This is a genomic window from Curtobacterium sp. L3-7 (assembly GCF_048756585.1).
Lineage (GTDB): Bacteria > Actinomycetota > Actinomycetes > Actinomycetales > Microbacteriaceae > Curtobacterium.
Genome location: NZ_CP151474.1, coordinates 194,835 through 216,894 on the forward strand (window position 1 = coordinate 194,835; position 22,060 = coordinate 216,894).

The 22,060-nt window shown below is 71.3% G+C and carries 21 protein-coding genes; 11 read left to right on the plus strand and 10 right to left on the minus strand.

Translation table 11 applies throughout. From position 1 onward, the window contains the following. Positions 1 to 126: 126 nt before the first annotated feature. Positions 127 to 1,374 (minus strand): ROK family protein, encoded by a 1,248-nt coding sequence (locus tag AAEP80_RS00955; RefSeq protein ID WP_420365624.1) that lies wholly within the window; start codon positions 1,372 to 1,374, stop codon positions 127 to 129. Between the two features lie 119 nt (positions 1,375 to 1,493). On the opposite strand from AAEP80_RS00955, the gene AAEP80_RS00960 reads away from it, so the two are divergent. Beyond that, the gene (locus AAEP80_RS00960; protein WP_420365625.1) at positions 1,494 to 1,946 is read left to right on the plus strand and encodes a GNAT family N-acetyltransferase; all 453 of its coding nucleotides are present in this window, start codon (positions 1,494 to 1,496) and stop codon (positions 1,944 to 1,946) included. Further along, the gene (locus AAEP80_RS00965) at positions 1,946 to 2,344 is read left to right on the plus strand and encodes an MGMT family protein (RefSeq protein WP_420365626.1); all 399 of its coding nucleotides are present in this window, start codon (positions 1,946 to 1,948) and stop codon (positions 2,342 to 2,344) included. Before AAEP80_RS00960 ends, AAEP80_RS00965 begins: the two co-directional genes overlap by 1 nt. A 15-nt stretch (positions 2,345 to 2,359) precedes the next feature. Here the strand turns inward: AAEP80_RS00965 and AAEP80_RS00970 are convergent, their stop codons facing one another. From AAEP80_RS00970 to sucC, 9 genes are all read right to left on the minus strand, one after another. Next, positions 2,360 to 2,785 carry a DUF805 domain-containing protein gene (locus AAEP80_RS00970; RefSeq protein ID WP_413600766.1) on the minus strand — a complete coding sequence of 142 codons (426 nt, stop codon included), beginning with the start codon at positions 2,783 to 2,785 and terminating at the stop codon, positions 2,360 to 2,362. Between the two features lie 37 nt (positions 2,786 to 2,822). Continuing rightward, the gene (locus AAEP80_RS00975) at positions 2,823 to 4,631 is read right to left on the minus strand and encodes an ABC transporter ATP-binding protein (protein WP_413603065.1); all 1,809 of its coding nucleotides are present in this window, start codon (positions 4,629 to 4,631) and stop codon (positions 2,823 to 2,825) included. Positions 4,632 to 4,738: 107 nt separating this feature from the next. After that, entirely contained in the window at positions 4,739 to 6,547 is a 1,809-nt protein-coding gene (locus AAEP80_RS00980; RefSeq protein ID WP_420365627.1) for an ABC transporter ATP-binding protein, read from the minus strand. A 676-nt stretch (positions 6,548 to 7,223) separates the two neighbouring features. Continuing rightward, positions 7,224 to 8,843: a bifunctional phosphoribosylaminoimidazolecarboxamide formyltransferase/IMP cyclohydrolase gene (gene purH / locus AAEP80_RS00985; RefSeq protein ID WP_420365628.1), complete on the minus strand. Its 1,620-nt coding sequence runs from the start codon at positions 8,841 to 8,843 to the stop codon at positions 7,224 to 7,226. Then, entirely contained in the window at positions 8,840 to 9,433 is a 594-nt protein-coding gene (gene purN, locus AAEP80_RS00990) for a phosphoribosylglycinamide formyltransferase (RefSeq protein WP_281265936.1), read from the minus strand. Before purN ends, purH begins: the two co-directional genes overlap by 4 nt. A 30-nt stretch (positions 9,434 to 9,463) precedes the next feature. After that, positions 9,464 to 11,458, minus strand: coding sequence for a DUF6350 family protein (locus tag AAEP80_RS00995; RefSeq protein WP_420365629.1), 1,995 nt, complete (start codon positions 11,456 to 11,458; stop codon positions 9,464 to 9,466). Between the two features lie 89 nt (positions 11,459 to 11,547). Continuing rightward, complete coding sequence (locus tag AAEP80_RS01000; RefSeq protein ID WP_420365630.1) at positions 11,548 to 12,048, minus strand: hypothetical protein; 501 nt, start codon at positions 12,046 to 12,048, stop codon at positions 11,548 to 11,550. A gap of 111 nt (positions 12,049 to 12,159) precedes the next feature. Continuing rightward, positions 12,160 to 13,047 carry a succinate--CoA ligase subunit alpha gene (gene sucD, locus AAEP80_RS01005; protein WP_281265938.1) on the minus strand — a complete coding sequence of 296 codons (888 nt, stop codon included), beginning with the start codon at positions 13,045 to 13,047 and terminating at the stop codon, positions 12,160 to 12,162. Positions 13,048 to 13,058: 11 nt separating this feature from the next. After that, positions 13,059 to 14,228, minus strand: a complete 1,170-nt coding sequence (gene sucC / locus AAEP80_RS01010; RefSeq protein WP_420365631.1) for an ADP-forming succinate--CoA ligase subunit beta — start codon at positions 14,226 to 14,228, stop codon at positions 13,059 to 13,061. A 297-nt stretch (positions 14,229 to 14,525) separates the two neighbouring features. On the opposite strand from sucC, the gene AAEP80_RS01015 reads away from it, so the two are divergent. The 9 genes from AAEP80_RS01015 (at position 14,526) to AAEP80_RS01055 (ending at position 22,032) form a co-directional block, all read left to right on the plus strand. Continuing rightward, the gene (locus AAEP80_RS01015) at positions 14,526 to 16,151 is read left to right on the plus strand and encodes a RecQ family ATP-dependent DNA helicase (RefSeq protein WP_420365632.1); all 1,626 of its coding nucleotides are present in this window, start codon (positions 14,526 to 14,528) and stop codon (positions 16,149 to 16,151) included. Between the two features lie 68 nt (positions 16,152 to 16,219). Beyond that, the gene (locus tag AAEP80_RS01020) at positions 16,220 to 16,654 is read left to right on the plus strand and encodes an ester cyclase (protein ID WP_420365633.1); all 435 of its coding nucleotides are present in this window, start codon (positions 16,220 to 16,222) and stop codon (positions 16,652 to 16,654) included. Positions 16,655 to 16,688: 34 nt separating this feature from the next. Next, positions 16,689 to 16,982, plus strand: a complete 294-nt coding sequence (locus AAEP80_RS01025) for a hypothetical protein (protein ID WP_413600760.1) — start codon at positions 16,689 to 16,691, stop codon at positions 16,980 to 16,982. Between the two features lie 55 nt (positions 16,983 to 17,037). Next, positions 17,038 to 17,439, plus strand: a complete 402-nt coding sequence (locus AAEP80_RS01030; RefSeq protein ID WP_420365634.1) for a hypothetical protein — start codon at positions 17,038 to 17,040, stop codon at positions 17,437 to 17,439. Continuing rightward, positions 17,436 to 18,266, plus strand: a complete 831-nt coding sequence (locus tag AAEP80_RS01035) for an oxygenase MpaB family protein (RefSeq protein WP_420365635.1) — start codon at positions 17,436 to 17,438, stop codon at positions 18,264 to 18,266. The genes AAEP80_RS01030 and AAEP80_RS01035 overlap by 4 nt, the downstream gene beginning before the upstream one ends. Positions 18,267 to 18,290: 24 nt before the next feature. After that, positions 18,291 to 19,124 carry a ribose-phosphate pyrophosphokinase gene (locus tag AAEP80_RS01040; RefSeq protein WP_420365636.1) on the plus strand — a complete coding sequence of 278 codons (834 nt, stop codon included), beginning with the start codon at positions 18,291 to 18,293 and terminating at the stop codon, positions 19,122 to 19,124. After that, complete coding sequence (locus tag AAEP80_RS01045) at positions 19,121 to 20,707, plus strand: nicotinate phosphoribosyltransferase (RefSeq protein WP_420365637.1); 1,587 nt, start codon at positions 19,121 to 19,123, stop codon at positions 20,705 to 20,707. Before AAEP80_RS01040 ends, AAEP80_RS01045 begins: the two co-directional genes overlap by 4 nt. Continuing rightward, positions 20,704 to 21,399 (plus strand): NUDIX domain-containing protein, encoded by a 696-nt coding sequence (locus tag AAEP80_RS01050; RefSeq protein ID WP_420365638.1) that lies wholly within the window; start codon positions 20,704 to 20,706, stop codon positions 21,397 to 21,399. The genes AAEP80_RS01045 and AAEP80_RS01050 overlap by 4 nt, the downstream gene beginning before the upstream one ends. An 18-nt stretch (positions 21,400 to 21,417) precedes the next feature. Next, complete coding sequence (locus AAEP80_RS01055) at positions 21,418 to 22,032, plus strand: pyridoxal 5'-phosphate synthase (protein ID WP_420365639.1); 615 nt, start codon at positions 21,418 to 21,420, stop codon at positions 22,030 to 22,032. Positions 22,033 to 22,060: the final 28 nt, after the last annotated feature.

Sequence of the window (22,060 nt, forward strand, 5' to 3'; positions counted from 1 at the left end):
GGGCGTCCGGCCGGTGTCGCGGCGGTGAACGACGGGTGTCGTCACGAGCGCCTCGGCAACGGACGTGCCGGGCGCCCGTGCGTCAGCGCGTCAGCGCGTCAGCTCCGGCAGGCCCAGCCCACCCCGTCAGCGCCGGATGAGCAACGCGCTCGCCCGCGGCGACAACGCGGCGTCGAGCACCAGGCACGCAGCACCCACCGCGGCGACGTCCGCCCCACGGTCGCTCTCCACGACGGTGACCGGGTGCTTCGGGACGAGGAGCGGCGACCCCGTGATCGCCGCACGGGCAGCGGGCAGCGCAGCAGCCGAGATACGGGACCAGAACGGCCCGCCGAACACGACGCGGTCGATGTCGAGCAGGTTCACGATGAGCACGGCAGCGCGCCCCATGACGGTGCCGGCGTCGGCGGCGAGTTCGAGCGCCGTCTGGTCGCCGTCGTCGATCGCCGCCGCCAGCGCGTCCCACGCGCGGTCGACCGCCTCGACGTCCGACGGTGCGACGACCCCGAGGTCGAGGCCCCGCGATGCGGCGATGCCGACGAGACGCTCTGGCGCGACGGCGGAACCCACCTCGCCCCGGTCGGCAGCGCTGTCCGGCGTCCCGCTGAGGACACCGAGCTCGACCATCAGGTGTCCGGCGTCACCCGCGTTCGCACCGGTCCCGCGCACGGGCTCGTGGTCGATGACGAGCCCGACGCCGAACCCGGTCCCGAAGTACACGAACGCGAAGTTCCTGGCCGACGACTCCCCCGCCAGGAACATCTCGCCGACCGCGGCCGCGGTGACGTCCTTCTCGAGGAGCACGGGGTGTCCGGTGGCCTCGGCGAGGGCGTCCCGCAGGGGCACGTCTCGCCACCGGGGCAGGAACGGCGGGTCGACGACGATGCCGGCGTCGATGTCGATCGGACCGGGACTGGCGATGCCGACACCGAGCACGGAGTCGCGATCCACCTCCGCATCCGCGATGAGGCGGTCGACCGCCGAGGCCATCGTCCGCACGACCTGCTCGGGGTCGTCCGCGGTCGGGGTGGAGGTGGTGGTCGACCCGACGACGGTGCCGGCGAGGTCGAGCAGGACGTAGGTGACGACGGCCGGGTCGACGTGCACACCGACCGCGAACCGGCTGCCCGCTTCGAGCCGGAGGATGGTCCGGGGCTTGCCGCGCCCGGACACGATCGTGCCCGACTCGACGATCATCCCCGCGTCGATGAGGAACCGGGTGACGTTCGACACCGTCTGCGCGCTGAGCCCGGTGCGACCGGCGAGCTCCACGCGGCTCAACCCGTCGGGCGAGCGTCGGACCGCGTCGAGCACGACGGTGCGGTTGAACCCGCCGATCGACGGCAGGTTCGCGCCGCGCCGGTGTTCCGCCATGTCTGGACCATATCGTGCCGACTCCGCCGTGCGGCCCACCGTGTCGTCGGCCCGCTCCGCCTCACCCGGGACGGGCGACCTACTGGCCCCCGCACGGGTACCACCGTTAGCCTGACCGCATGACGGACCTCCGCCTCGAAGAACTCTCCGCAGCGACCGCCGCCGCGGCCAACTCCCTGACGCTCAAGCCGGGGCAGGAGCAGTTCGTGCAGCCCACGACCTACGGCGTCGCCGAGTCCGACGTCAAGCCGAGCGCGTCGTGGCCCCGTGTCGTGCTCGACGGCGACGAGGTCGTCGGACTGATCATCGGCAGCTTCGACGCCGAGAACCCGCAGGAGGAACTGCAGGCGTGCATCTGGCGTGTCAACGTGTCCGCCACCGCACAGGGCAGGGGCATCGGGCGCTTCGCGGTGCACGGTCTCGCGGACGAGGCCCGCAGCCGCGGCTTCGAACGCCTCACCGCCGTGTACGAACCCGGCGAGGGCAGCCCGGAGGAGTTCTTCCGCGCGGTCGGCTTCGACGTCGTCCGCGAGACCCAGTACGGCGACCACTTCGCGGTGCTCTCGCTGTAGTGGAACCGGCAGCACCGCTGGAACCGGCAGCACCGGTCGACGACTTCGGCGCCGCCGTCGCCGAGGTGGTGCGCACGATCCCACCGGGTCGCGTGATGACCTACGGCGACGTCGCCGCAGCCCTCGGCTCGAAGGCGTCTCGCGCCGTCGGCAAGGTGATGGCGCACGAGGGCGCGGACCTGCCGTGGTGGCGCGTGGTGCGGTCCGGCGGGCTCCCGCCCGTCCACCACGAGGCGCGCGCGCTCGAGCAGTACCGGGTCGAGGGCACGCCGCTCACGTGGCGCGACACGACCTGGAGGCTCGACATGCGTCGGGCGCGCTGGTCACCCGACGCGGGTGGTCCGGACCACGCCGGTCACGACGAGCGCGACCCGAACTTCCCCCGCGACCCGTTCTGATCGGGCCCACGGGTCCTAGAGGTCGAAGCGGGTGCCCTTCGGGTTCGACGGCAGCAGGAACATCACGAAGAGGACGAGCGACCCGATGGCGGGGAGCACGTGCAGGAACTGCCAGAAGCCGGAGCGGTTCGCGTCGTGGAGCCGGCGGGCGCCCAGCGCGAGCGAACCGACGAGCGTCGCGAGCGCCCAGAGCACGAACAGGTACGAACCGACCGGGTTCTCGAGCATCGCGGTGTCCGGCGTGAAGATCTGCGGCACGAGCTGCAGCACGAGGCCGATCGCCAACGACGTGATCCACCACCACCAGAACTCCGCGCGCGACGCCCGCCCGGTGAACACGGTGTACTTCCGCCAGAAGCGCCGGACGGCCTCGGCGAAGGGCGCTCCGTAGAACGGGTCGCGCAGGGCCACGCCGCCGGGCTGCGGACTGTCGTTGGTCATCCCCCAAGCCAACCACGTCCTCCAGCCCGGCAGCGCGCTACACCAGCGAGTCGCGCCAGGCCGCGTGCAGCTGCGCGAAGCGCCCGGTGCCCGCGATCAGGTCGTCCGGCGTGCCGTCCTCGACGATCTTGCCGTACTCCATCACGAGCACCCGGTGGGCGATCGCCACGGTCGACAACCGGTGCGCGATGATCACCGCGGTCCGGTCGGCGAGCAGCGTCTCCAGGCCCTCCTGCACGAGTCGCTCGGACGGGATGTCGAGCGACGCCGTGGCCTCGTCGAGGATGAGCACCTTCGGGTCAGCGATGAACGCCCGCGCGAACGAGAGCAGCTGCCGCTGGCCCGCCGAGACACGACCGCCGCGCTTGTTCACGTCGGTGTCGTACCCGTCTGGCAGCGCCATGATGAACTCGTGCGCGCCGACGGCCTTCGCCGCGGCCTCGATCTCGTGGCGCTCCGCCCCCGGCTTGCCGAGCGCGATGTTGTCCGCCACGGTCCCGGAGAACAGGTACGCCTCTTGCGTCACCATGACGATCGCACGGCGCATGTCCCGCGAGTCCAGGTCACGGAGGTCGACACCGTCGAGCTTCACGGACCCCTGCGTCGGGTCGTAGAAGCGCGCCATCAGCTTGGCGAGCGTCGACTTCCCCGCACCGGTGGACCCGACGAGCGCGATGGTCTGCCCTGCCGGGATGTGCAGGTCGAACTCCGGGAGCACGACCTTGCCCTTGTTGTAGGCGAACACGACGTCGTCGAAGTCCATCTTGCCGTGGGCGTCGGCGAGCTTCGTCGGCTTCACGGGCTCCGGCACGCTCGGCCGTTCCTCGAGGACGCCGGAGATCTTCTCCATCGCCGCCGATGCCGACTGGTACCCGTTGTAGAACATCGCGAGTTCCTGCGCCGGGTCGAAGAAGCGCTTGGCGTACAGCGCGACCGCGAGCAGCGCACCGACCTCGAGCGTCCCGCCGACGACCCGGAAGCCGCCCACGATGACCACGGCGGCGAGTGTCGCGTTGCCGATGAGCACGAGCACCGGGTCGAACGTCCCGAACAGGTTGAACACCTTCGTGTTCGCCACCCGGTAGTCCTCGACGTAGCCGCCGTACTCGTCCCGGTTGCGCGACTCCTTGCGGAACGCCTGCACCGCTCTGATGCCGGTCATCGTCTCGACGAAGTGCACGATCACCCGTGCCGAGGTGACACGGGTCGCCCGGAACAGCGTCTGCGAGTTCGTCTGGAACCAGCGGATCAGGAACCAGAGCGGGACGAGCGACACCGCGAGCACGAGCCCGGACGTCGGGTCGAGCGAGACGAGGGCCACCGCGGTGAAGCCCATGTAGAGCACGCCCTGGATGAGCTGGTTCAGCCCCGAATCGAGGAGCTCGCGGATGGAGTCCAGGTCGCTCGTCTGGCGGGAGATGATCCGGCCGGACGTGTACGTCTCGTGGAACTCGAGCGACAGCCGCTGCGTGTGCAGGAACACCCGCTTGCGGAGGTCGAACAGGATCGCCTGGCTGATGCGCGCCGCGAGCACGGTGTACCACGCGGTGAGCACCGCGCCGGCGATCGCCACCACGATGTAGGTCGCGACGACGCCGAACGCCGGCACCCAGTCGTTCTGGTCGAGCACCGCCGGCAGGGCGTTGTCGATCCCCCACGCGATGAGTGCCGGGCCGGCGACCTGTCCGCCCGTCGACACCACCACGACGATGCCGAGCAGGACGAGCCGGAGCTTCAGCGGAGCCGCGAGCGACCCGAGCAGGGCGAGGGAGCGGCGCCGCAGGCGCTTGCTCTCCGCCTTGGTGAAGTCCTCGCGCTCCTCGCCGCGCACGCCCAGGGTGGTGATGGATGCGGTGATCGGCGCGGCAGTCTGCGTGTCCGCAGCGTCGTCGCTGACCGGTGCCGTGCCTCCAGGCCGGTCGGTCGTGCCGACGGGACGGTTGTCGTGCTGGCTCATGCCATCGCCTCCTCTCGGGTGTTCGCGTCGTCGTCGTCGAGCGACGAGATGACGTAGCGGTAGTGCTCGTTGGTGGCCATCAGCTCCGAGTGGGTGCCGACGGCGGTGATGACGCCGTTCTCCATGAGCGCCACGCGGTCGGCGAGCGTCACGGTGGACGGACGGTGCGCGACGATGAGCGACGTGGTCTCCGCGAGGACCCGGCGGAGCCCCGCCTCGACCCGGGCCTCGGTGTCGACGTCGAGCGCCGACAGCGGGTCGTCGAGGACGAGCACCGACGGTCGTGCGGCGATCGCGCGGGCCAGTGCCAGACGCTGTCGCTGCCCACCGGACAGCGAGAGCCCCTCTTCCCCGACGCGGGTGTCGACGCCGTCCGGCAGGTCGTCCACGAAGGACGCCTGCGCGATGTCGAGCGCCTCGCGCATCAGGGCCTCGGCTTCCTCGCCCTCGACGTCGGGGCGACCGAGCAGCACGTTCTGCCGCACCGTCGTCGAGAACAGGGTGGCGTCCTCGAACGCGACGCCGACGTGGCGACGGAGTTCCTCGCGGGTCAGGTCGCGGATGTCGACGCCGTCGATCGTCACCGACCCACCCGTCACGTCGTAGAGCCGCGGCACGAGCGACAGGAGCGTCGTCTTGCCGCACCCGGTCAACCCGACGAGCGCCATCGTCTCGCCGGGCTGCAGCTGCAGCTCGACGCCGTTGATCAGGTCCGCGTACTGCGGCGGCGAGTCCTGGTAGCGGAAGTGCACCGCGTTGAACGACAGCGCCCCGTGCGGCTCGACGATCGTCTTCGGGTGTTCCGGGTCCGTGATCGTGTTCTCGGAGTCCATGACCTCGAAGAAGCGGTCGACCGCCGTGCGGGTGTCGAACGTCATCGAGAGCAGGAAGCCGATCGACTCGATCGGGAACCGCAGCACCGTCGCCGTCGCGAAGAACGCGAACAGCTGCCCGACGCTGAGCTGCCCCTGGCTCGCCAGGTAGATGCCCGCGAGGAGGCACAGCGCGAACGCGACGTCCGGCACGAGCAGCAGCCACAGCCAGATGCTCGCGATGGCCTTCGCCTTCTTGATCTCCGTGCCGCGGAGCGCCTCGGCCTGCTCGCTGAACTCCTCGAGCTTGTAGCCGCCGCGACCGAACGCCTTGAGCACGCGGATGCCGTGCACCGACTGCTCGACACTGGTCGCGAGGTCACCGACCTGGTCCTGGCTGCGGCGCGCGACGACGGAGTACCGGCGCTCGAACAACAGCCCGTTGATCCAGAGCGGGATCGAGGCGATGAGGAAGATCAGCCCGAGCAGCCACCCGAAGGTGAACAGCACGACGAAGCCGACGACGATCGTGACGATGTTCACCACGAGCAGCACGACGCCGAACGCCAGCCACCGACGGATCAGTGACAGGTCGGAGACTGACCGGGACAGCAGCTGCCCGGACTCCCAACGGTCGTGGAACGCCACGGGCAGGTCCTGCAGCTTGGCGTACAGCGCGTTCCGCATGCTGGTCTCGATGCGGGTCGACGGGCGCATCACCATCCGGCGGCGCGAGGCGATGAAGAACGCCTCGAGCACGCCGAGGGCGAGCACGCCGAGGCCGGCCGGCCAGATCTGGGCGGAGTCCTTCGAGGACAGCGGCCCGTCGACGAGCCACTGCAGGACGTAGGGGATTGCGAGCGCCACCAGGGAGGCACCCATCGCCGCGGCCATGCCGGCGATGAGGCGGCCCTGGTAGGGCTTCACGTAGGGGTAGATCCGCGCGATGGCACGGAAGGTGGACGGGCGCGCCGTGGTGGGCGACTTGGACATGCGTTGCGTCCTCATGCGTCTGCCGAGACGGGCAGGTCGGTCCGTCGGTTGCTCGGATCCGGCCTGGAGGCTCGGTGTGCGTTGCGTGGTCATCATCAGCCGGGCGCGTGGTCGCGCGCCACCGCCGTCGCTTCCGTGACGTCGGTCGGGCCGGTAGGCGCCGAGGGACACTCGTCCCCCGGGTTCTCAGCGGGGTGGTTCGCGGTCGCCGAACTGCTGTCGTGTGCAGGTGCGGCGCCGCGAGGCCGTGGGAACGGCCTGGCTAGGCGGCGGCCGCGGCCCGTCGGGGTCGCGGAGCGGGAGTGGTCCCCACGAGGGACACGAGACCTGCCCGGGCAGCCGTCGCCACTGTTCCGGTCGTCGTGTTCATCGTCACTCCAGTCGTCGTCTTCGTCACCGTTGTGTCCGCGGTGCCGCCGGCTCCTGGGAGTCGTTGGCGTGCCTGTCGCGGAGCCTTACAGACTATTCGCAGCGACTCTCAGCGCGCAATAGGGTTAGCGCGCTTTTGCCAAATCCGTGGACGAAACCCGCGGCGCCCGCGCCGCCCGCGGAGGCCTGACTGGTCACAACACCCCGTTCAGCTCTGCGGAGTGGTCAGGATCCGTCGCTCACACGCCGCGCGAACGACGATCCACGACCACTCGACGACACACAGGGGTGTCGTGACCAGTCGGCCTCAGTGGAAGAAGTGACGCTCGCCCGTGAAGTACATCGTCACGCCGGCTGCCTTCGCCGCGGCGATGACCTCCTCGTCGCGGACGCTGCCCCCGGGCTGCGCCACCGCACGGACGCCGGCGTCGAGCAGCACCTGGAGCCCGTCGGCGAACGGGAAGAAGGCATCGGACGCGGCGACCGACCCGGCAGCGCGGTCCCCGGCACGGCTCACGGCGAGGTGGCACGAGTCGACCCGGTTGACCTGCCCCATGCCGACACCGACGGACGCGCCGGCGTTCGCGAGCAGGATCGCGTTCGACTTCACCGCGCGCGAGGCCTTCCACGCGAACGCCAGGTCCGCCAGGGTAATGTCGTCCGCTGGCTCGCCCGCGACGAGGTTCCAGGTGGACTGGTCGAACGTCGTGAAGCGGTCGGCGTCCTGCACGAGGAACCCACCGGAGATCTGCTTGACCTCCCGCGGGGCGAGCGCGAAGTCCGCGGGCAGCGTGAGCAGGCGGATGTTCTTCTTGCGCGACAGGATCTCGAGCGCCTCGGGGTCGAACCCGGGTGCGACGACGACCTCGGTGAAGATGTCCTTGACCGTCTCGGCCATCGCGACGGTCACGGGACGGTTCGCCGCGATCACCCCGCCGAACGCCGACCGCGGGTCGCAGGCGTGCGCGGCGGCGTGGGCGGCGGCGATGGGGTCCGCCGCGTCGACGGGTGCGATCGCGATGCCGCAGGGGTTGGCGTGCTTGATGATCGCCACGGCCGGTGTGTCGAAGTCGAACGCCGCACGGACGGCCGCGTCGGCGTCGACGTAGTTGTTGTAGGACATCTCCTTGCCGTGCAGCTGCGTCGCCTGCGCGATGCCCGTGCCGCCGTCGGAGGTGTACAGCGCCGCCGCCTGGTGCGCGTTCTCGCCGTAGCGGAGGGTGGCGTGCAGCGAACCGCCGAGCGACAGCGTCTCGTCGAACGCTCCGGGGGTCTCGATGTCGTGACCGGCGGCTGCGACCACGTCGGACGCGAAGTAGGACGCCACCGCGGTGTCGTACGCCGCCGTGTGCGCGAACGCCTGCGCCGCGAGGCGCTTCCGGAGCTCGAGCGAGGTCCCGCCGGCACGGACGGCCTCGACGACCTCGGCGTAGGACGACGGCGACACGACGATCGCCACGTTCGGGTGGTTCTTCGCCGACGCGCGGACCATCGCCGGGCCGCCGATGTCGACGTTCTCGACGACGGTCGCGGTGTCGGCACCCGACGCGACGGTCTCGACGAACGGGTACAGGTTCACGACGACGAGCTGGAACGGCTCGATGCCGAGCTCACCGAGCTGCTGCTCGTGCGACTCGAGGCGCAGATCGGCGAGGAGCCCGGCGTGCACCGACGGGTGCAGGGTCTTCACGCGACCGTCGAGCGACTCGGGGAAGCCCGTCACGCTCGCGACGTCGGTCACGGCGTAGCCCGCGTCACGGATCGTCTGCGCGGTGGACCCCGTCGACACGATCTCGACACCGGAGTCGGCGAGGGCACCAGCGAGCTCGAGCAGGCCGGACTTGTCGCTCACCGAGATGAGCGCGCGACGCACGGGCACGACGTCCCGGTCGCGGTACAGGCTGGGGTCGGCTGCGTGCACGCTCATGCGCTCGTTGTGCCCTTCAGGTCGGTGGTGCCGTTGGCGATGTCGAGGATGGTCTGGATGAGCAGGCGCCGCTCGACCGGTTTGATGCGGTCGTGCAGCGTCGACTCGGAGTCACCGGGGAGCACGGGGACGCGCTCCTGGGCGAGGATCGGGCCGCTGTCGACGCCGTCGTCGACCTTGATGACGCTCGCACCGGTCTGCCCGACCCCGGCCGCCAACGCGTCACGCACGCCGTGGGCACCGGGGAACTCCGGCAGGTACGCGGGGTGCGTGTTGATGATCGCGGGACCGAACTCGGACACGACGGCCGGCGGCAGCAGGCGCATCAGCCCGGAGAGGACGAGGAGGTCCGGCGACCAGGGCCGGATCTGCTCGGCGAGCGCCTGACCCCACTCGGCACGGGTCTCGTACCGGGAGAACGGCACCGTGAAGGTCGGGATCGAGTACTCCTCGCCGAGACCGAGTCCCTCGGCGTCACGGTCGGCCCCGATGGCGACGACCCGCGCGGGGTACTCCGCGTCGCGGGTCGCTTCGAGCAGGGCCCGGAGGTTCGATCCGGCACCGGAGATCAGGACCACCAGTTCGAGCACGGGGACAAGCCTACCGGCGGTGGTGCGCTGCTACGCCCGGTCGTCCTTGGGTCGGCGCCACCACGGCAGCTCGTCGTCGGCGATCTGGTCGGTGGCGTCCCACCGCGGCTGCTGGGTGGGCGCCGGTGCTGCCGACTGCTCGTCGACGTCGTCGCGCCCTGCCACGAACTCCTCGGTGCTCCAGGGGAACGCCGGCTGCTCGTCGCGCGCGCCCGCGACCTCAGGCCGCTCGGGACGGTGCCGGTCCGGGCGGTCGTCCGGTGCACTGTCCGGCCGCTCGGCATCCGCACCGGTCACCCGGTCGCGCAGGTCCCCGGCTCGGTCGCGGATCCCGCTGGCCCGCTCACGCAGGTCGTCGGCACGGCCGCGGACGCCGTCGGCGGCGGCGCGCAGACGGTCACGGATGCTGCCGCCTCGGCGGAGCGGCTCGGACGACGCCGGCGCGGTCGTCGGCGACACGACGGCACCGGTGCGCGCCCACTCGGGGATCTCCACATCGGCGTCCGCGTCGCGGTCCGGGGCCGACGCCGGACGGGAGGCCCGTGGAGCGTCCACCTGGCCCCGCACGTCGTCCTCGATGGTCTCGGTCACGGCATCGTCCGGCTCCGGCGCTCCGGCTCGCGACGGCCCGTCCGCGCGGAGCGCACCGTCGTGCGCTTCCTCGACCACGAACCGGTGCACGTCGGTCGTCCGTCCGGCACCCGCACGATCGAGCGCGTCGAGCAGCGAGCCCTCGGCCTGCACCGACGCAGCGTCCTGGTCGTCCTCGGTCTCGTGCCAGCGCTCGCGGGTCCAGGTGCGCTCGGGCATCCGCACGAGGTCCTGCCCGACGGCGAGGGCCACGATCGCGGGCACGCCGACCTCGAGCGCTGCGAGCGACCCGACGACCAGCGCGTGCGGTCCGACGTCGGCCAGACGCCCCGGTCCGAACGACCCGGACGACAACCAGGCAACGAGCCCGGTGAGCACCCCGGCGACGATGCCGGTCGCGAGCCCGCCGGCGGCGCGGTGCAGCGCACTGTCCTCGGACCCGAGTGCACGGACCAGGCGCGGTCGCAGCAACCCGCCGACCGCGAACCCGGCGAGGACGGGGACGAGCACCCACAGCAGACCGAACGTGTGCCCGGACGACGGCAGCGCACCGAAGACGGGGATGCTCGGGATCGGCCCGAGGGTGGTGCCGATCGGCGAGACGCTCGAACCGGTGCCGATCGCGAACCCGGGCCCGACGAGCCACGAGGTCGCCCAGCCGACGAAGTCCGGCAGGAACGCCAGCTGCCCGATCGTCAGCGAGATCCCACCGACGACCCCGGCGTGCGAGCGCTCGTACAGGGTGATGACCTCGGCGAAGGAGCCGAAGAGCAGGAAGCCGACGACGACCGCGGCGGCGGCGACGACCATCGCGCTCGCAGCGGTACCGGCTCGCAGCCCGAAGCCCGCGACCGAACGCCACACCGCCGGCACGCGGTCGAGCTGCCCGATGACCCACGCGGTGACCGGATCGGCCGGCATGGAGCGACGACGACGACAGACCTCTGCCGCGACGAGCGCCGGGATCCCGAACCACAGCGCCGGGAACACCACGGCCTGCCACACGGTCGGCTGTGTCGCCGCGGACGTGGAGGACAGCGCGAGGCCGAGCCCGAGGGCGGCGACCACCCCGGTGCCGACGAGCACGCCAGTGACGCGGTGCTCCGTCTCGGCGAACCGTCGTCCGGCTCGCCCGCCGAGCCATGCCGTGACGAGTGCGAACCCGAGCGCGGCGAGCGTCACCGAGATCGGGTCGGCGGCACCGCTGACCCCGGAGGCCTTCGCGGTGGCGGCCCCGAGCACGAACGTCACGTCGACGCCGTGCCCGACCAGCCAGACGCTGCCCGCTGCCTTCCAGAACACGTCCCAGTCGACCTGCAGGCCGTACTCGAAGCCCCAGAGGAGCGTCAGCGGCACGAGCGCGATCCCGACGCCCACGCCGACCGTCACGATCGCCTCGACGGCGGCGAGCAGTGCGGTTCCCAGGCGGTTCATCGCAGCGAGGATACGTGCCGATCCGCCGACTCCGAGGGTGCCGCGCGGCTCCTGTGGAGAGTCAGCAGGACGTGGACCCCTGTGGAGCGTCAGCGCCGACCAGTGAGCGACCAGACTTGCGAGGTCACCACGGCGACGATCACCGCGAGACCGTACGCGACCCACCGGTCGACCCCGAACGCCCCGGACACGAACACCGTCGCGAACCCGGCGACGACGGCGATCACGACCGAGAGCGGCGTGGTGTTCGTCCGACCGGAGACGTCCGTCACGTACCCGGCGTGCGGTTCGTAGTCCGCCGGGTCGTAGATCGCCGGGTCCCTCGGCATCGTCGCCGCTTCCGGGTCGAGCGGGCGTTCCCCATCGTGTCGCGGTCGGGCGAGCACGGCGTAGACAACGAACCAGCCGCCGGTCGCCAGCAGTACGACGGCGAGGAACCAGAGCGGGACCCCGTCACCGGCGACGACGCAGCGCAGCGGCGAGACGACGGCACCGATCGCGATCACCACCAGGGTGCCACCGGCGACGATCCATCCTCGGGACGCTGGCGGTCTGATCGTGCGCGGCACAGCAGCGGACGGTTCGGGCATGCGGTGAGGCTACCGGCGGCGCCGGGCACTGGTGCCGGACCGGGAACGACGGGAGGCTCGGTGCGGAACCCGCACCGAGCCTCCCGGCAGTCCTGACGTGGACGCGACCCGCTAGCGGGCGGCGACCACCTCGCGCAGCAGCGCAGCCGTCTCGGACGGCGTCTTGCCGACCTTGACGCCGGCCGCCTCGAGTGCCTGCTTCTTCGCCTCGGCCGTGCCGGCGGATCCGGACACGATCGCGCCCGCGTGGCCCATCGTCTTGCCCTCTGGCGCGGTGAACCCGGCGACGTACCCGACGACCGGCTTCGTGACGTGTGCCTTGATGTAGTCCGCCGCACGCTCCTCGGCGTCGCCACCGATCTCGCCGATCATGACGATCGCCTCGGTCTCGGGGTCCGCCTCGAACGCGGCGAGCGCGTCGATGTGCGTGGTGCCGATGACCGGGTCGCCGCCGATGCCGATGGCGGTGGAGAAGCCGAGGTCACGGAGCTCGTACATCATCTGGTAGGTCAGGGTGCCCGACTTCGAGACGAGGCCGATCGGGCCCTTGCCGGTGATCGTCGCCGGGGTGATGCCGACGAGCGACTCCCCCGGGGTGATGATGCCGGGGCAGTTCGGACCGATGATGCGGGTCGTCCCGCCCTTCGCCTTGGCGTGCGCCCAGAACTCCGCCGAGTCCTGCACGGGGATGCCCTCGGTGATCACGACGACGAGCGGGATCTCCGCGTCGATCGCTTCGAGCACGGCGTCCTTCGCGAACGCCGGCGGGACGAAGACGATCGAGACGTCGGCACCCGTGGTGTCGATGGCCTCGCGCACCGAGCCGAACACCGGCAGGGTGACGTCGCCGTGGGTGACGGTCGTGCCGGCCTTGCGCGCGTTCACACCACCCACGACCTGGGTGCCGGCCTTGAGCATGAGGGCGGTGTGCTTCGTGCCCTCGCCACCGGTGATGCCCTGGACGATGACCTTGGAGTCCTTGTTGAGGAAGATCGACATGGTCAGTCCCTTCAGGCCGCTGCTGCAGCGAGTTCGGCGGCCTGCTCGGCCGCATCGTCCATGGTCGCGGCGACGGTGACGAGCGGGTGCGCCGCCTCCGCCAGGATCCGGCGACCCTCTTCCACGTTGTTGCCGTCGAGGCGCACCACGAGCGGCTTGGTGGCCGCGTCGCCGAGGATGCCGAGCGCGGCGACGATGCCGTTCGCGACGGCGTCGCAGGCGGTGATGCCGCCGAAGACGTTCACGAAGACGCTCTTCACCTGCGGGTCGCCGAGGATCACGTCGAGGCCGTTCGCCATGACCTCTGCCGAGGCGCCGCCGCCGATGTCGAGGAAGTTGGCGGGCTTCACACCGCCGTGACGTTCTCCGGCGTAGGCGACGACGTCGAGCGTCGACATGACGAGCCCCGCGCCGTTGCCGATGACGCCGACCTGGCCGTCGAGCTTCACGTAGTTGAGGCCGTGGGCCTTCGCCTTGGCCTCGAGCGGGTCCTCGCTCGCGGTGTCCTCGAGCGCCTTGTGGGCGTCGTGACGGAAGTCCGCGTTCTCGTCGAGGGAGACCTTGCCGTCGAGCGCCAGGATCTGGCCGTCGCCGGTGCGGACGAGGGGGTTCACCTCGACCAGGGTGGCGTCCTCGCCCTTGTAGACGTCGTAGAGCTTCACGAACACGTCGGCGACCTGGTCGCGGAGCGCCTCGGGGAAGTTCGCCTGCGTCGCGATGTCGAGCGCAGCCACCTTGTCGATCCCGGTCAGCGGGTCGACCTCGACGCGTGCGAGCGCCTCGGGCTTCTCGACCGCGAGCTGCTCGATCTCCATGCCGCCCTCGACGCTGACGAGCGACAGGTAGGAGCGGTTGGCGCGGTCGAGGAGCACCGAGAAGTAGAACTCCTCGGCGATGTCCGCTCCCTGCGCGATCATGACGCGCTTGACGGTGTGGCCCTTGATGTCGAGGCCGAGGATGGCCTGGGCGTGCTCGAACGCCTCGTCCGGGGTCTTCGCGACCTTCACGCCGCCCGCCTTGCCACGGCCGCCGACCTTCACCTGGGCCTTCACGACGACCACGCCGCCGATCTTCTCGGCCGCTGCCCTCGCCTCCTCTGGGGTGTCGGCGATGATCCCCTGCAGAACGGGGACGCCGTAGGACTCGAAGAGGTCCCTGGCCTGATACTCGAAAAGATCCACGCTGTTCTTCTTCCCGCACTCGTCGTGCGATCGGCATCGGTTTCGCAGGTCGCAGCGCTCAGCATCGAGGGTCGCTCGATGTCGAGACAACGGCCGTCACAGAGCCTAGCGCCGCCACATGGACGTCGAGACAACGGACAGCACCAGCCCGCACAGACAGCAACGGGTCGCCACATGGACGTCGAGACAACGGACAGCACCAGCCCGCACAGACAGCAACGGGTCGCCACATGGACGCGCGATCCGGGGGACGGCATCCCGGAAACCGTCCCAGGCATCGGACGGCACGGTGGTCCGGTGCACGATGGACTCCGAACCCGAGCCGCCGAGGTCTTCGGCTGGCACCTCCACCCCGACCAGGAGACCGTCGTCGACGCGGTCCTCGACGGCAGGGACGCCCTCGCGGTGATGCCCACCGGCGCCGGCAAGTCCGCGATCTACCAGGTCGCCGGACTCGCCCTCGACGGCCTGGTCGTCGTCGTCTCGCCGTTGGTCGCCCTGCAGGAGGACCAGGTGGTCGGGCTCGCCGAGCACCCGGACGCTCCTCGTGCCGTGACGGTGAACGCCACGAAGGGCACGCGCGACCTGACCGAGGCGTGGGACGACGTCGCCGCCGGCGCGGTCCGGTACGTGTTCCTCGCCCCGGAGCAGCTCGTGAAGGACACCGTCATCGAGCGACTCCTGGACGTCGGCGTGGCGCTGGTGACCGTCGACGAGGCGCACTGCGTGTCGTCGTGGGGGCACGACTTCCGCCCGGACTACCTGGCGCTCGGCGAGGTGGTCGAGCGCCTCGGCCACCCGCCAGTGCTCGCGCTGACGGCGACGGGCTCCGGCCCCGTGCGTGACGACGTCGTCGAGCGGCTCCGGATGCGCGACCCGCTCGTCCTCGCCACCGGCTTCGACCGCCCGGAGCTCCGGCTCGAGGTGCGCCGCCACGGGGACGACGAGGGCAAGCGGGAGGCGGTCGTCGACCAGGTCGCCGGCCTCGAGGGAACCGGCATCGTCTACGTCGCGACCCGGGCGGAGACGCTCGTGTACGCCGACGAGATCGTCGAGCGCGGCCGGGTCGCCAAGCCGTACCACGCCGGACTGCGGGTGGCGGACCGCGAGCAGGTCCTCGCCGGGTTCCACGACGGATCGGTCGAGGTCGTCGTGGCGACGAGCGCGTTCGGCATGGGGATCGACAAGCCGGACGTGCGCTTCGTGGTGCACGCCGACGTGCCGGAGTCCGTCGACGCCTACCACCAGGAGATCGGCCGCGCCGGGCGGGACGGTGCGCCGGGGCTCGCCACGCTGCACTACCGCGAGGAAGACCTCGGGCTCCGCCGGTTCTTCGCCTCCGGCAGCCCGCGTCCGGCATCGCTCCGCTCCGTGTTCGACGCGGTCCCGGCCACCGGGTCGATCGCCCGCGCCGACCTGGCGAACGCGTCCGGACTGTCGGCGCGCACCGCGGGACGGGCGGCGAACGCGCTCCTCGACGCCGGTGTCCTCTCGGACGACGGCGACGGGCTGGCGCGCGCGGCCGACGCTCCGCGCGACGCGTCCGCCGCCGCGAAGGCCGCACGGGACCGCGCCGCCCAGCTCGTGACGATCGAGGAGTCCCGCATCGCGATGATGCGCCGGTTCGCCGAGACGTCTGGGTGCCGCCGCCAGTTCCTGCTCGGGTACTTCGGCGACGAGCTCCGCCAGCCATGCGGGAACTGCGACACCTGCTCGGCCGGGACCGCGGACGCGACCACGGGCGTCGACGGTGCACACGACGCCGAGTGGCCGCCCGACGCAGCGGTGGAGCACACCGAGTGGGGTCGGGGCGTCGTGATGAGCACCGAGGACGACCGGCTCACCGTCTTCTTCGACGACGCCGGGTACCGGACCCTGGCCCTCGCGGACATCGCCGAACGGCACCTGCTCGAACGGGTCTGAGTCCCCCACATCCTGGGCGACCCGCCAGGGCCCCGGCGTACACCAGGAGGCCCGACGGAAGGAGCGCCATGACGGCGGAACAGAACCAGCAGGCACAGGAACGACTCGGCGAGATCCTCGAGGCGCGCGCGTTCGACCGGTTCAGCGAGGTCTGGGCCGAGGACGTCGTCGACCACGACCCGGCGCCGGACCAGGCACCTGGGCTCGCGGGCATCGTGGACTTCTGGACCGAGTTCACGACGGCGTTCCCCGATCTCTCGCTCGAACCGGACCCGCTCGTCGTGACCGACGACTACGTCACCGCCGTCTTCACGATCCGCGGGACCCACACCGGCCCGTTCCAGGGGCACGAGCCCACCGGCCGCGACTTCACGGTGCGCGGCATCCAGGTGTCGAAGTTCCGCGACGGCAAGATCGTCGAGCGCTGGGGCTCCACCGACGAGAAGGGCCTGGCGGAGCAGCTCCGCCTCGGCGAGCACGACACCAAGTTCGTCAGCGCCTGACCCCGGCACGACCCGACCACGAAGGAGCAGCACCATGACCGATCCCGGCATCAGCCCCGTCGACGACTTCGACGCAGAGGAGCGCCGCGACGACGACGTCGACCGCGAGCACGTCGGACCGTACGAGGTCGACGAGACCGACGAGTCCCTCGAGACGGTGACGAACGACGCCGTCGCCGGCGAGACCGTCGAACCGCAGCCGGGTGACGGCACCGACGACGGCCCCACCGGCGGAGCGCCCCGCGAGGGCTCGCCGGACCTGTGGGAGCACGACGGCGACTCCGAGCTCCCCGACCTGGGGAACGACCTCGGCACGAAGCCGCTGTAGTCAGCACCGCCCAGCACCGCATCGACCACGGAGCACGGCTCTGTACCATCGAGCCGTGCTCCGTCGTGTCCAGGCCAGTGTCCACGGCATGCCCGCGGTCGCACGGCTGCTGGCGATCGCGTCACTGCTGCTCGTGGCCGCCTCGGCGCACACGGGTGTCCGCTCGGGCGTGACCGCGTGCGGCCCGTCGACCTACGGCCCCTCCTGCGGCACGAACCTCCTCTGGTTGCCCCTGCTGATCGGCGGAGTGCTCGTCGCCGTGATAGCCGCGACGCCGTCGCACTGCTGGCCGCTCCCCGCGATCTGGCTCGTCGCGACGCTCGTCGCGATGAGCACCGGCTCGGTCGGCAGCGTCGCCTTCGTCGTCGCCGCGCTCGTCGGCGGCGCAGCCGCCCTGGCCGGCGCCGTCGCGATCGACGTGGTGCCGCGCCGACGCGAGCGGGGCACGAGACGGTGACCAGCGAACGGACGGGAGGCTCAGCGCCGGACGTGCGCCGAGCCTCCAGTCCGCCCCGTGGTCGGGACCGGGTGCTCGACCGGTTCCTGGCGGACAGCACCCCCGTCGTCGCCGGCGGGCGTGCGATCCTGCTGCAGATCGCCGACCCGGTGGTCGCGGCCGGCGTCCGCCGGCACTCGGACTTCGCGCGGCGGCCGCAGCAGCGGCTCGCCCACACGCTCATGTACATCTACGCCGTGATGCTCGGCTCGCCCTCGGACGCGGCGATCGCGACGTCGTTCGTGCACCGCGCGCACGCACCGGTCACGGGTGCGGACGACGCCGACCGGCAGCTCTGGGTGGCGGCGACGCTGTACGACTCGGCGCTCCGGGCGCACGAGGCGTTCGGCGACCCGGTGCCCCAGGAGCTCGCCCAGCGCGTGCTGGCCGCCTACGAACCGATCGGGGTGGCGCTCCGGGTGCCGGCGGGACGCTGGCCAGACTCCGTCGCCGCCTTCGAGCGCTACTGGACCGGCACGATCGCGGGTCTGCAGGTCACCGACGACGCGAGGGCCGTGGTGCGCGACCTGCTGCACCCGCGGTTCGCGCCGCTCTGGGTCCGTGCCGCGATGCCGCTCGTGCGGATCGTGACCGTCGGCATGCTCCCCGATGCGGTCCGCGCGCAGTACGGCTTCGCGTGGGGCCCGCGCGAGCGACGGCGGTACGCACGGGTGACCGCAGGAGTCCGGCGCTTCCGGGCCGTCGTGCCGGGACCACTGCGGCGCCTCCCCGGCCCGCTGCTGCTCCGACAGATGCGACGGATTGCGAAGCAGTACTTGTCACACTGACAATTACCGTGCTACGGTCGGGTCATGGCAGTCGAACTCACCACCCGGAACGCTTCCGGAACCAGCGTGACCCCGACGTTCTCCACCATGCGGTTCCCCGCTGGCGAAGCACACGTCAAGGTCGCGAACGACGACGCCGACACGGGGGAGACCACCGAGATCGCGACCCTGCGGGGCGCGAGCGGCGACGACCTCCTCATGCTCGGCATGTGGGCGGACGCCGTGCGACAGCGCGGCTCGAAGTCGGTCGCACTCATCCCGTACCTCCCAGGCGCCCGGCAGGACCGCGGACTCCCCTTCGGGGCGAAGGTCTACGCGGACGTCATCAACGGCTTCGGCATCGACCAGGTCATCGCCTTCGACCCGCACTCGCCCGTCATCGTCGGGCTGGTCGACAACCTGACGGTCGTCACGAGCGAACGGGTCGTCCGTGACGCCGTGGTCGCCGGTTCCGACTACGTCGGCATCATCGCCCCGGACAAGGGCGCCGTCGCACGGGCCACCGCGGTCGCCGACGCCTGCGGCCTGCCGGTCTTCCGGGCCGAGAAGCACCGCAACCCCGACACCGGCAAGCTCGACGGGTTCACCTGCGAGCCCCTCCCCGAGTCCGGACGGCTGCTCGTGGTCGACGACATCTGCGACGGCGGCGGAACGTTCATGGGCCTCGCCGGCGCGACCGGCCTGCCGAAGGAACGCCTCGGCCTCTGGGTCTCGCACGGCGTCTTCTCCGGCCGGGCACCGGCACTCGCCGAGCACTTCGGCGAGATCGTCACCACCGACTCCTACCCGGCGCAGACCGACGTGCCCGGGCTCACGACCGTTCCCCTCATCCCCTTCCTGACGGAGCAGATCCGATGACCACCACCGACACCACCGCGACCGGCACGACGACCACCGCCGGCATCGAGCCCCGCATCACCGGTCCGAGCCCCATCGCGCCGCTCCTCGCCGTCGACGGGTACAAGCACTCGCACCGGCAGGTGTACCCGCAGGGGACCACGCGGATCCTCATCAACTGGACGAACCGCTCGAACGCACACATGCCCGAATCCACGCACGCCGTGGTGTTCGGCCTGCAGGCGTTCATCCAGCGCTCCCTGGTCGAGGCATGGGCGCCGTTCTTCGCTGCGGACGAGGACCTGGTCGCCGACCTGTTCCAGCAGGCGCTCGAGGGGTACTTCGGCCCGAACCACATCGGCGTCGACCACGTCCGCGCCCTGCACCGCCTCGGGTACCTCCCGCTGACGATCACGGCCCTGCCCGAGGGGACCCTCGCGCCGATCGGTGTCGCCACGCTCACGGTCGAGAACACCGTCGACGAGTTCTTCTGGCTGCCGAACTACATCGAGACTGCCCTGTCCGCGTCGATCTGGCACCCCTCGACCGTCGCCACGAAGGCGCTGGAGTACCGCGACATGATGGAGGACTGGGCAGCGCGCACCGGTGCCGTCCCGGAGAGCATCGACTTCGCCGCGCACGACTTCTCGTTCCGCGGGCAGTCCAGCATCGAGTCCGCGGCGGCCGGTGGCGCCGGACACCTGCTCTCGTTCCTCGGCACCGACTCGATGCCGTCGCTCGACTTCATCGACCGGTACTACCCGGGCGACAACGGTTGGGTTGCGGCGAGCGTCCCGGCGACCGAGCACAGCGTGATGTGCGTCCGCGGGGCCGACGGGGAGCTCGAGACGTTCGAGCAGATCCTCGACGTCTACCCGACGGGCATCGTGTCGGCGGTCAGCGACGGCTTCGACCTGTTCAAGGTCATCACCGAGACGCTCCCGCAGCTCAAGGACCGGATCACCGGTCGCGACGGCAAGCTCGTGATCCGCCCGGACTCGGGTGACCCGGTCGACATCGTCACCGGCACCGTGCACGGGGTGGGTGCCGACGCGCTCGCCGACCCGTCGCGCAGCCACGAGGAGAAGGGCGTCGTCGAGCTCCTCGACGAGATCTTCGGCCACACCGTGAACGACGCCGGGTACAAGGTCCTCGACCAGCACATCGGCGTGATCTACGGCGACAGCATCACCCTCGACCGCGCTCGTCGGATCTACGAGCGGCTCGAGGCCAAGGGCTACTCGAGCGACAACATCGTGCTCGGCATCGGCTCGTACACGTACCAGTACATGACCCGCGACAACCTCGGCAGCGCCGTGAAGGCGACGTGGGCGCTGGTGGACGGCGAGCCCGTCGACATCCAGAAGGACCCGAAGACGGGCAGCGGCAAGAAGAGCGCGAAGGGCCGCATCGCCCTGCACCGTGACGAGACCGGCGAGATCCGGCAGAGCGACCAGGCGAGCGCGGCGGACGAGGCGACGAGCCTGCTCCAGCCGGTCTGGACCGACGGCCGGTTCCTCGTGCACCAGTCCTTCGCCGACGTGCGTGCGACGCTCCGCCGCGAACGCGCCGACCGTGCCGCACGCCGGGCGGCATCGGCGTGACCGACGGCGCCGTGGCGGCCCGCGACCAGCCGCTCATCGCGATCGACGTCGTCCCGATGTCGTTCACGGCGGGCGACGGCCTGCTGGTCGCCACCGCGCGCCGGCCGTACGACCCGTACGCCGGACAGGAGGCACTCCCCGGCGTGCTCCTGGACGGCACGGAACTGCTCACCGACGGGGCGCATCGCGCGCTCCGCACCAAGACCGGGATCGACGACGCGTCGATCCGGCACCTCGCGCAGATCGGCGCGTTCGACGGACCAGAGCGGGACCCGCGGTCGACGGCGATCAGCATCGCGTTCGTCGCGGTGGTGGCGGGATCCGATCGCGGCGCCGAGTCGTCCGCCGGACCCGGCGGGGGCCCTGGAGTCGCGTCGTCGGCGGTCTGGCGCGACCCTGCCCAGGCCGAGCCGGGCCTCCCGTTCGACCACGACCGGATCATCCAGGCCGCGCTCGACCACGTCCGCACCCGGCTGTGGCGGGACCTGCCGCTCACCCGCGCCCTCCTCGGAACGCGGTTCACGACAGCGGACGCGAGCCGGCTGCAGACCGCGGTGACCGGCGTCGCCCCCGATCCCGGCAACCTGAACCGGGCGCTGCGGACCAACCCGGCGCTCGTCCGGGCGGCGGCGACCACGACGTCGGGCCAGCGTGGCGGACGTCCCCCGGTCTCCTGGACGTGGGCGGACTGACCGGGGTTGGCTGAGGGGATGCCAACCGCACCCCTCTCCGGCGACCCGTCGTTCGCCTTCCCCGAGTTCACCGATCCGCCCGCCACGCCGATGGCCGCCGCGCGGGCCTGGCTGGCGACGGCCGACGACGTCTCCGAACCGCTGTCGATGACGCTCGCGACCGCGGCGGACGGGGTCGTCAGCGCCAGGACCGTCGACGTCAAGCGGCTCGACGACGAGGGGCTCGTGTTCGGGTCGTCCACCGAGAGCCCGAAGGGACGGCAGCTCGCAGCCAACCCGGCGGCCGCGCTGCAGGTGTACTGGCGCGAGACCATGCAGCAGATGCGGTTCGAGGGGGTCGTCGTGGTGCTCTCCGACGACGAGTCCGACGCCCTCTTCGCCGACCGGTCGCCGAAGTCCCGGGCAGCGACGGCCGCAGCCCACCAGTCCGAGCCGCTCGACGGCACGTTCGACGACCTGCTGTCCGCTGCCGGGGCCCTCGGTGACGATGCCTCACGTCCGGCGTCGTGGATCGCCTACCGGCTCGAACCGGTCGTCGTGGAGTTCTGGCACGGCAGCCGCGACCGCATGCACCGACGCCTGCAGTACCGCCGGTCGGATGACGGGTGGACGACACGCGTGCTGCAACCGTGAGCTGTCTTCGGACGGGGCGCGCGGTGCT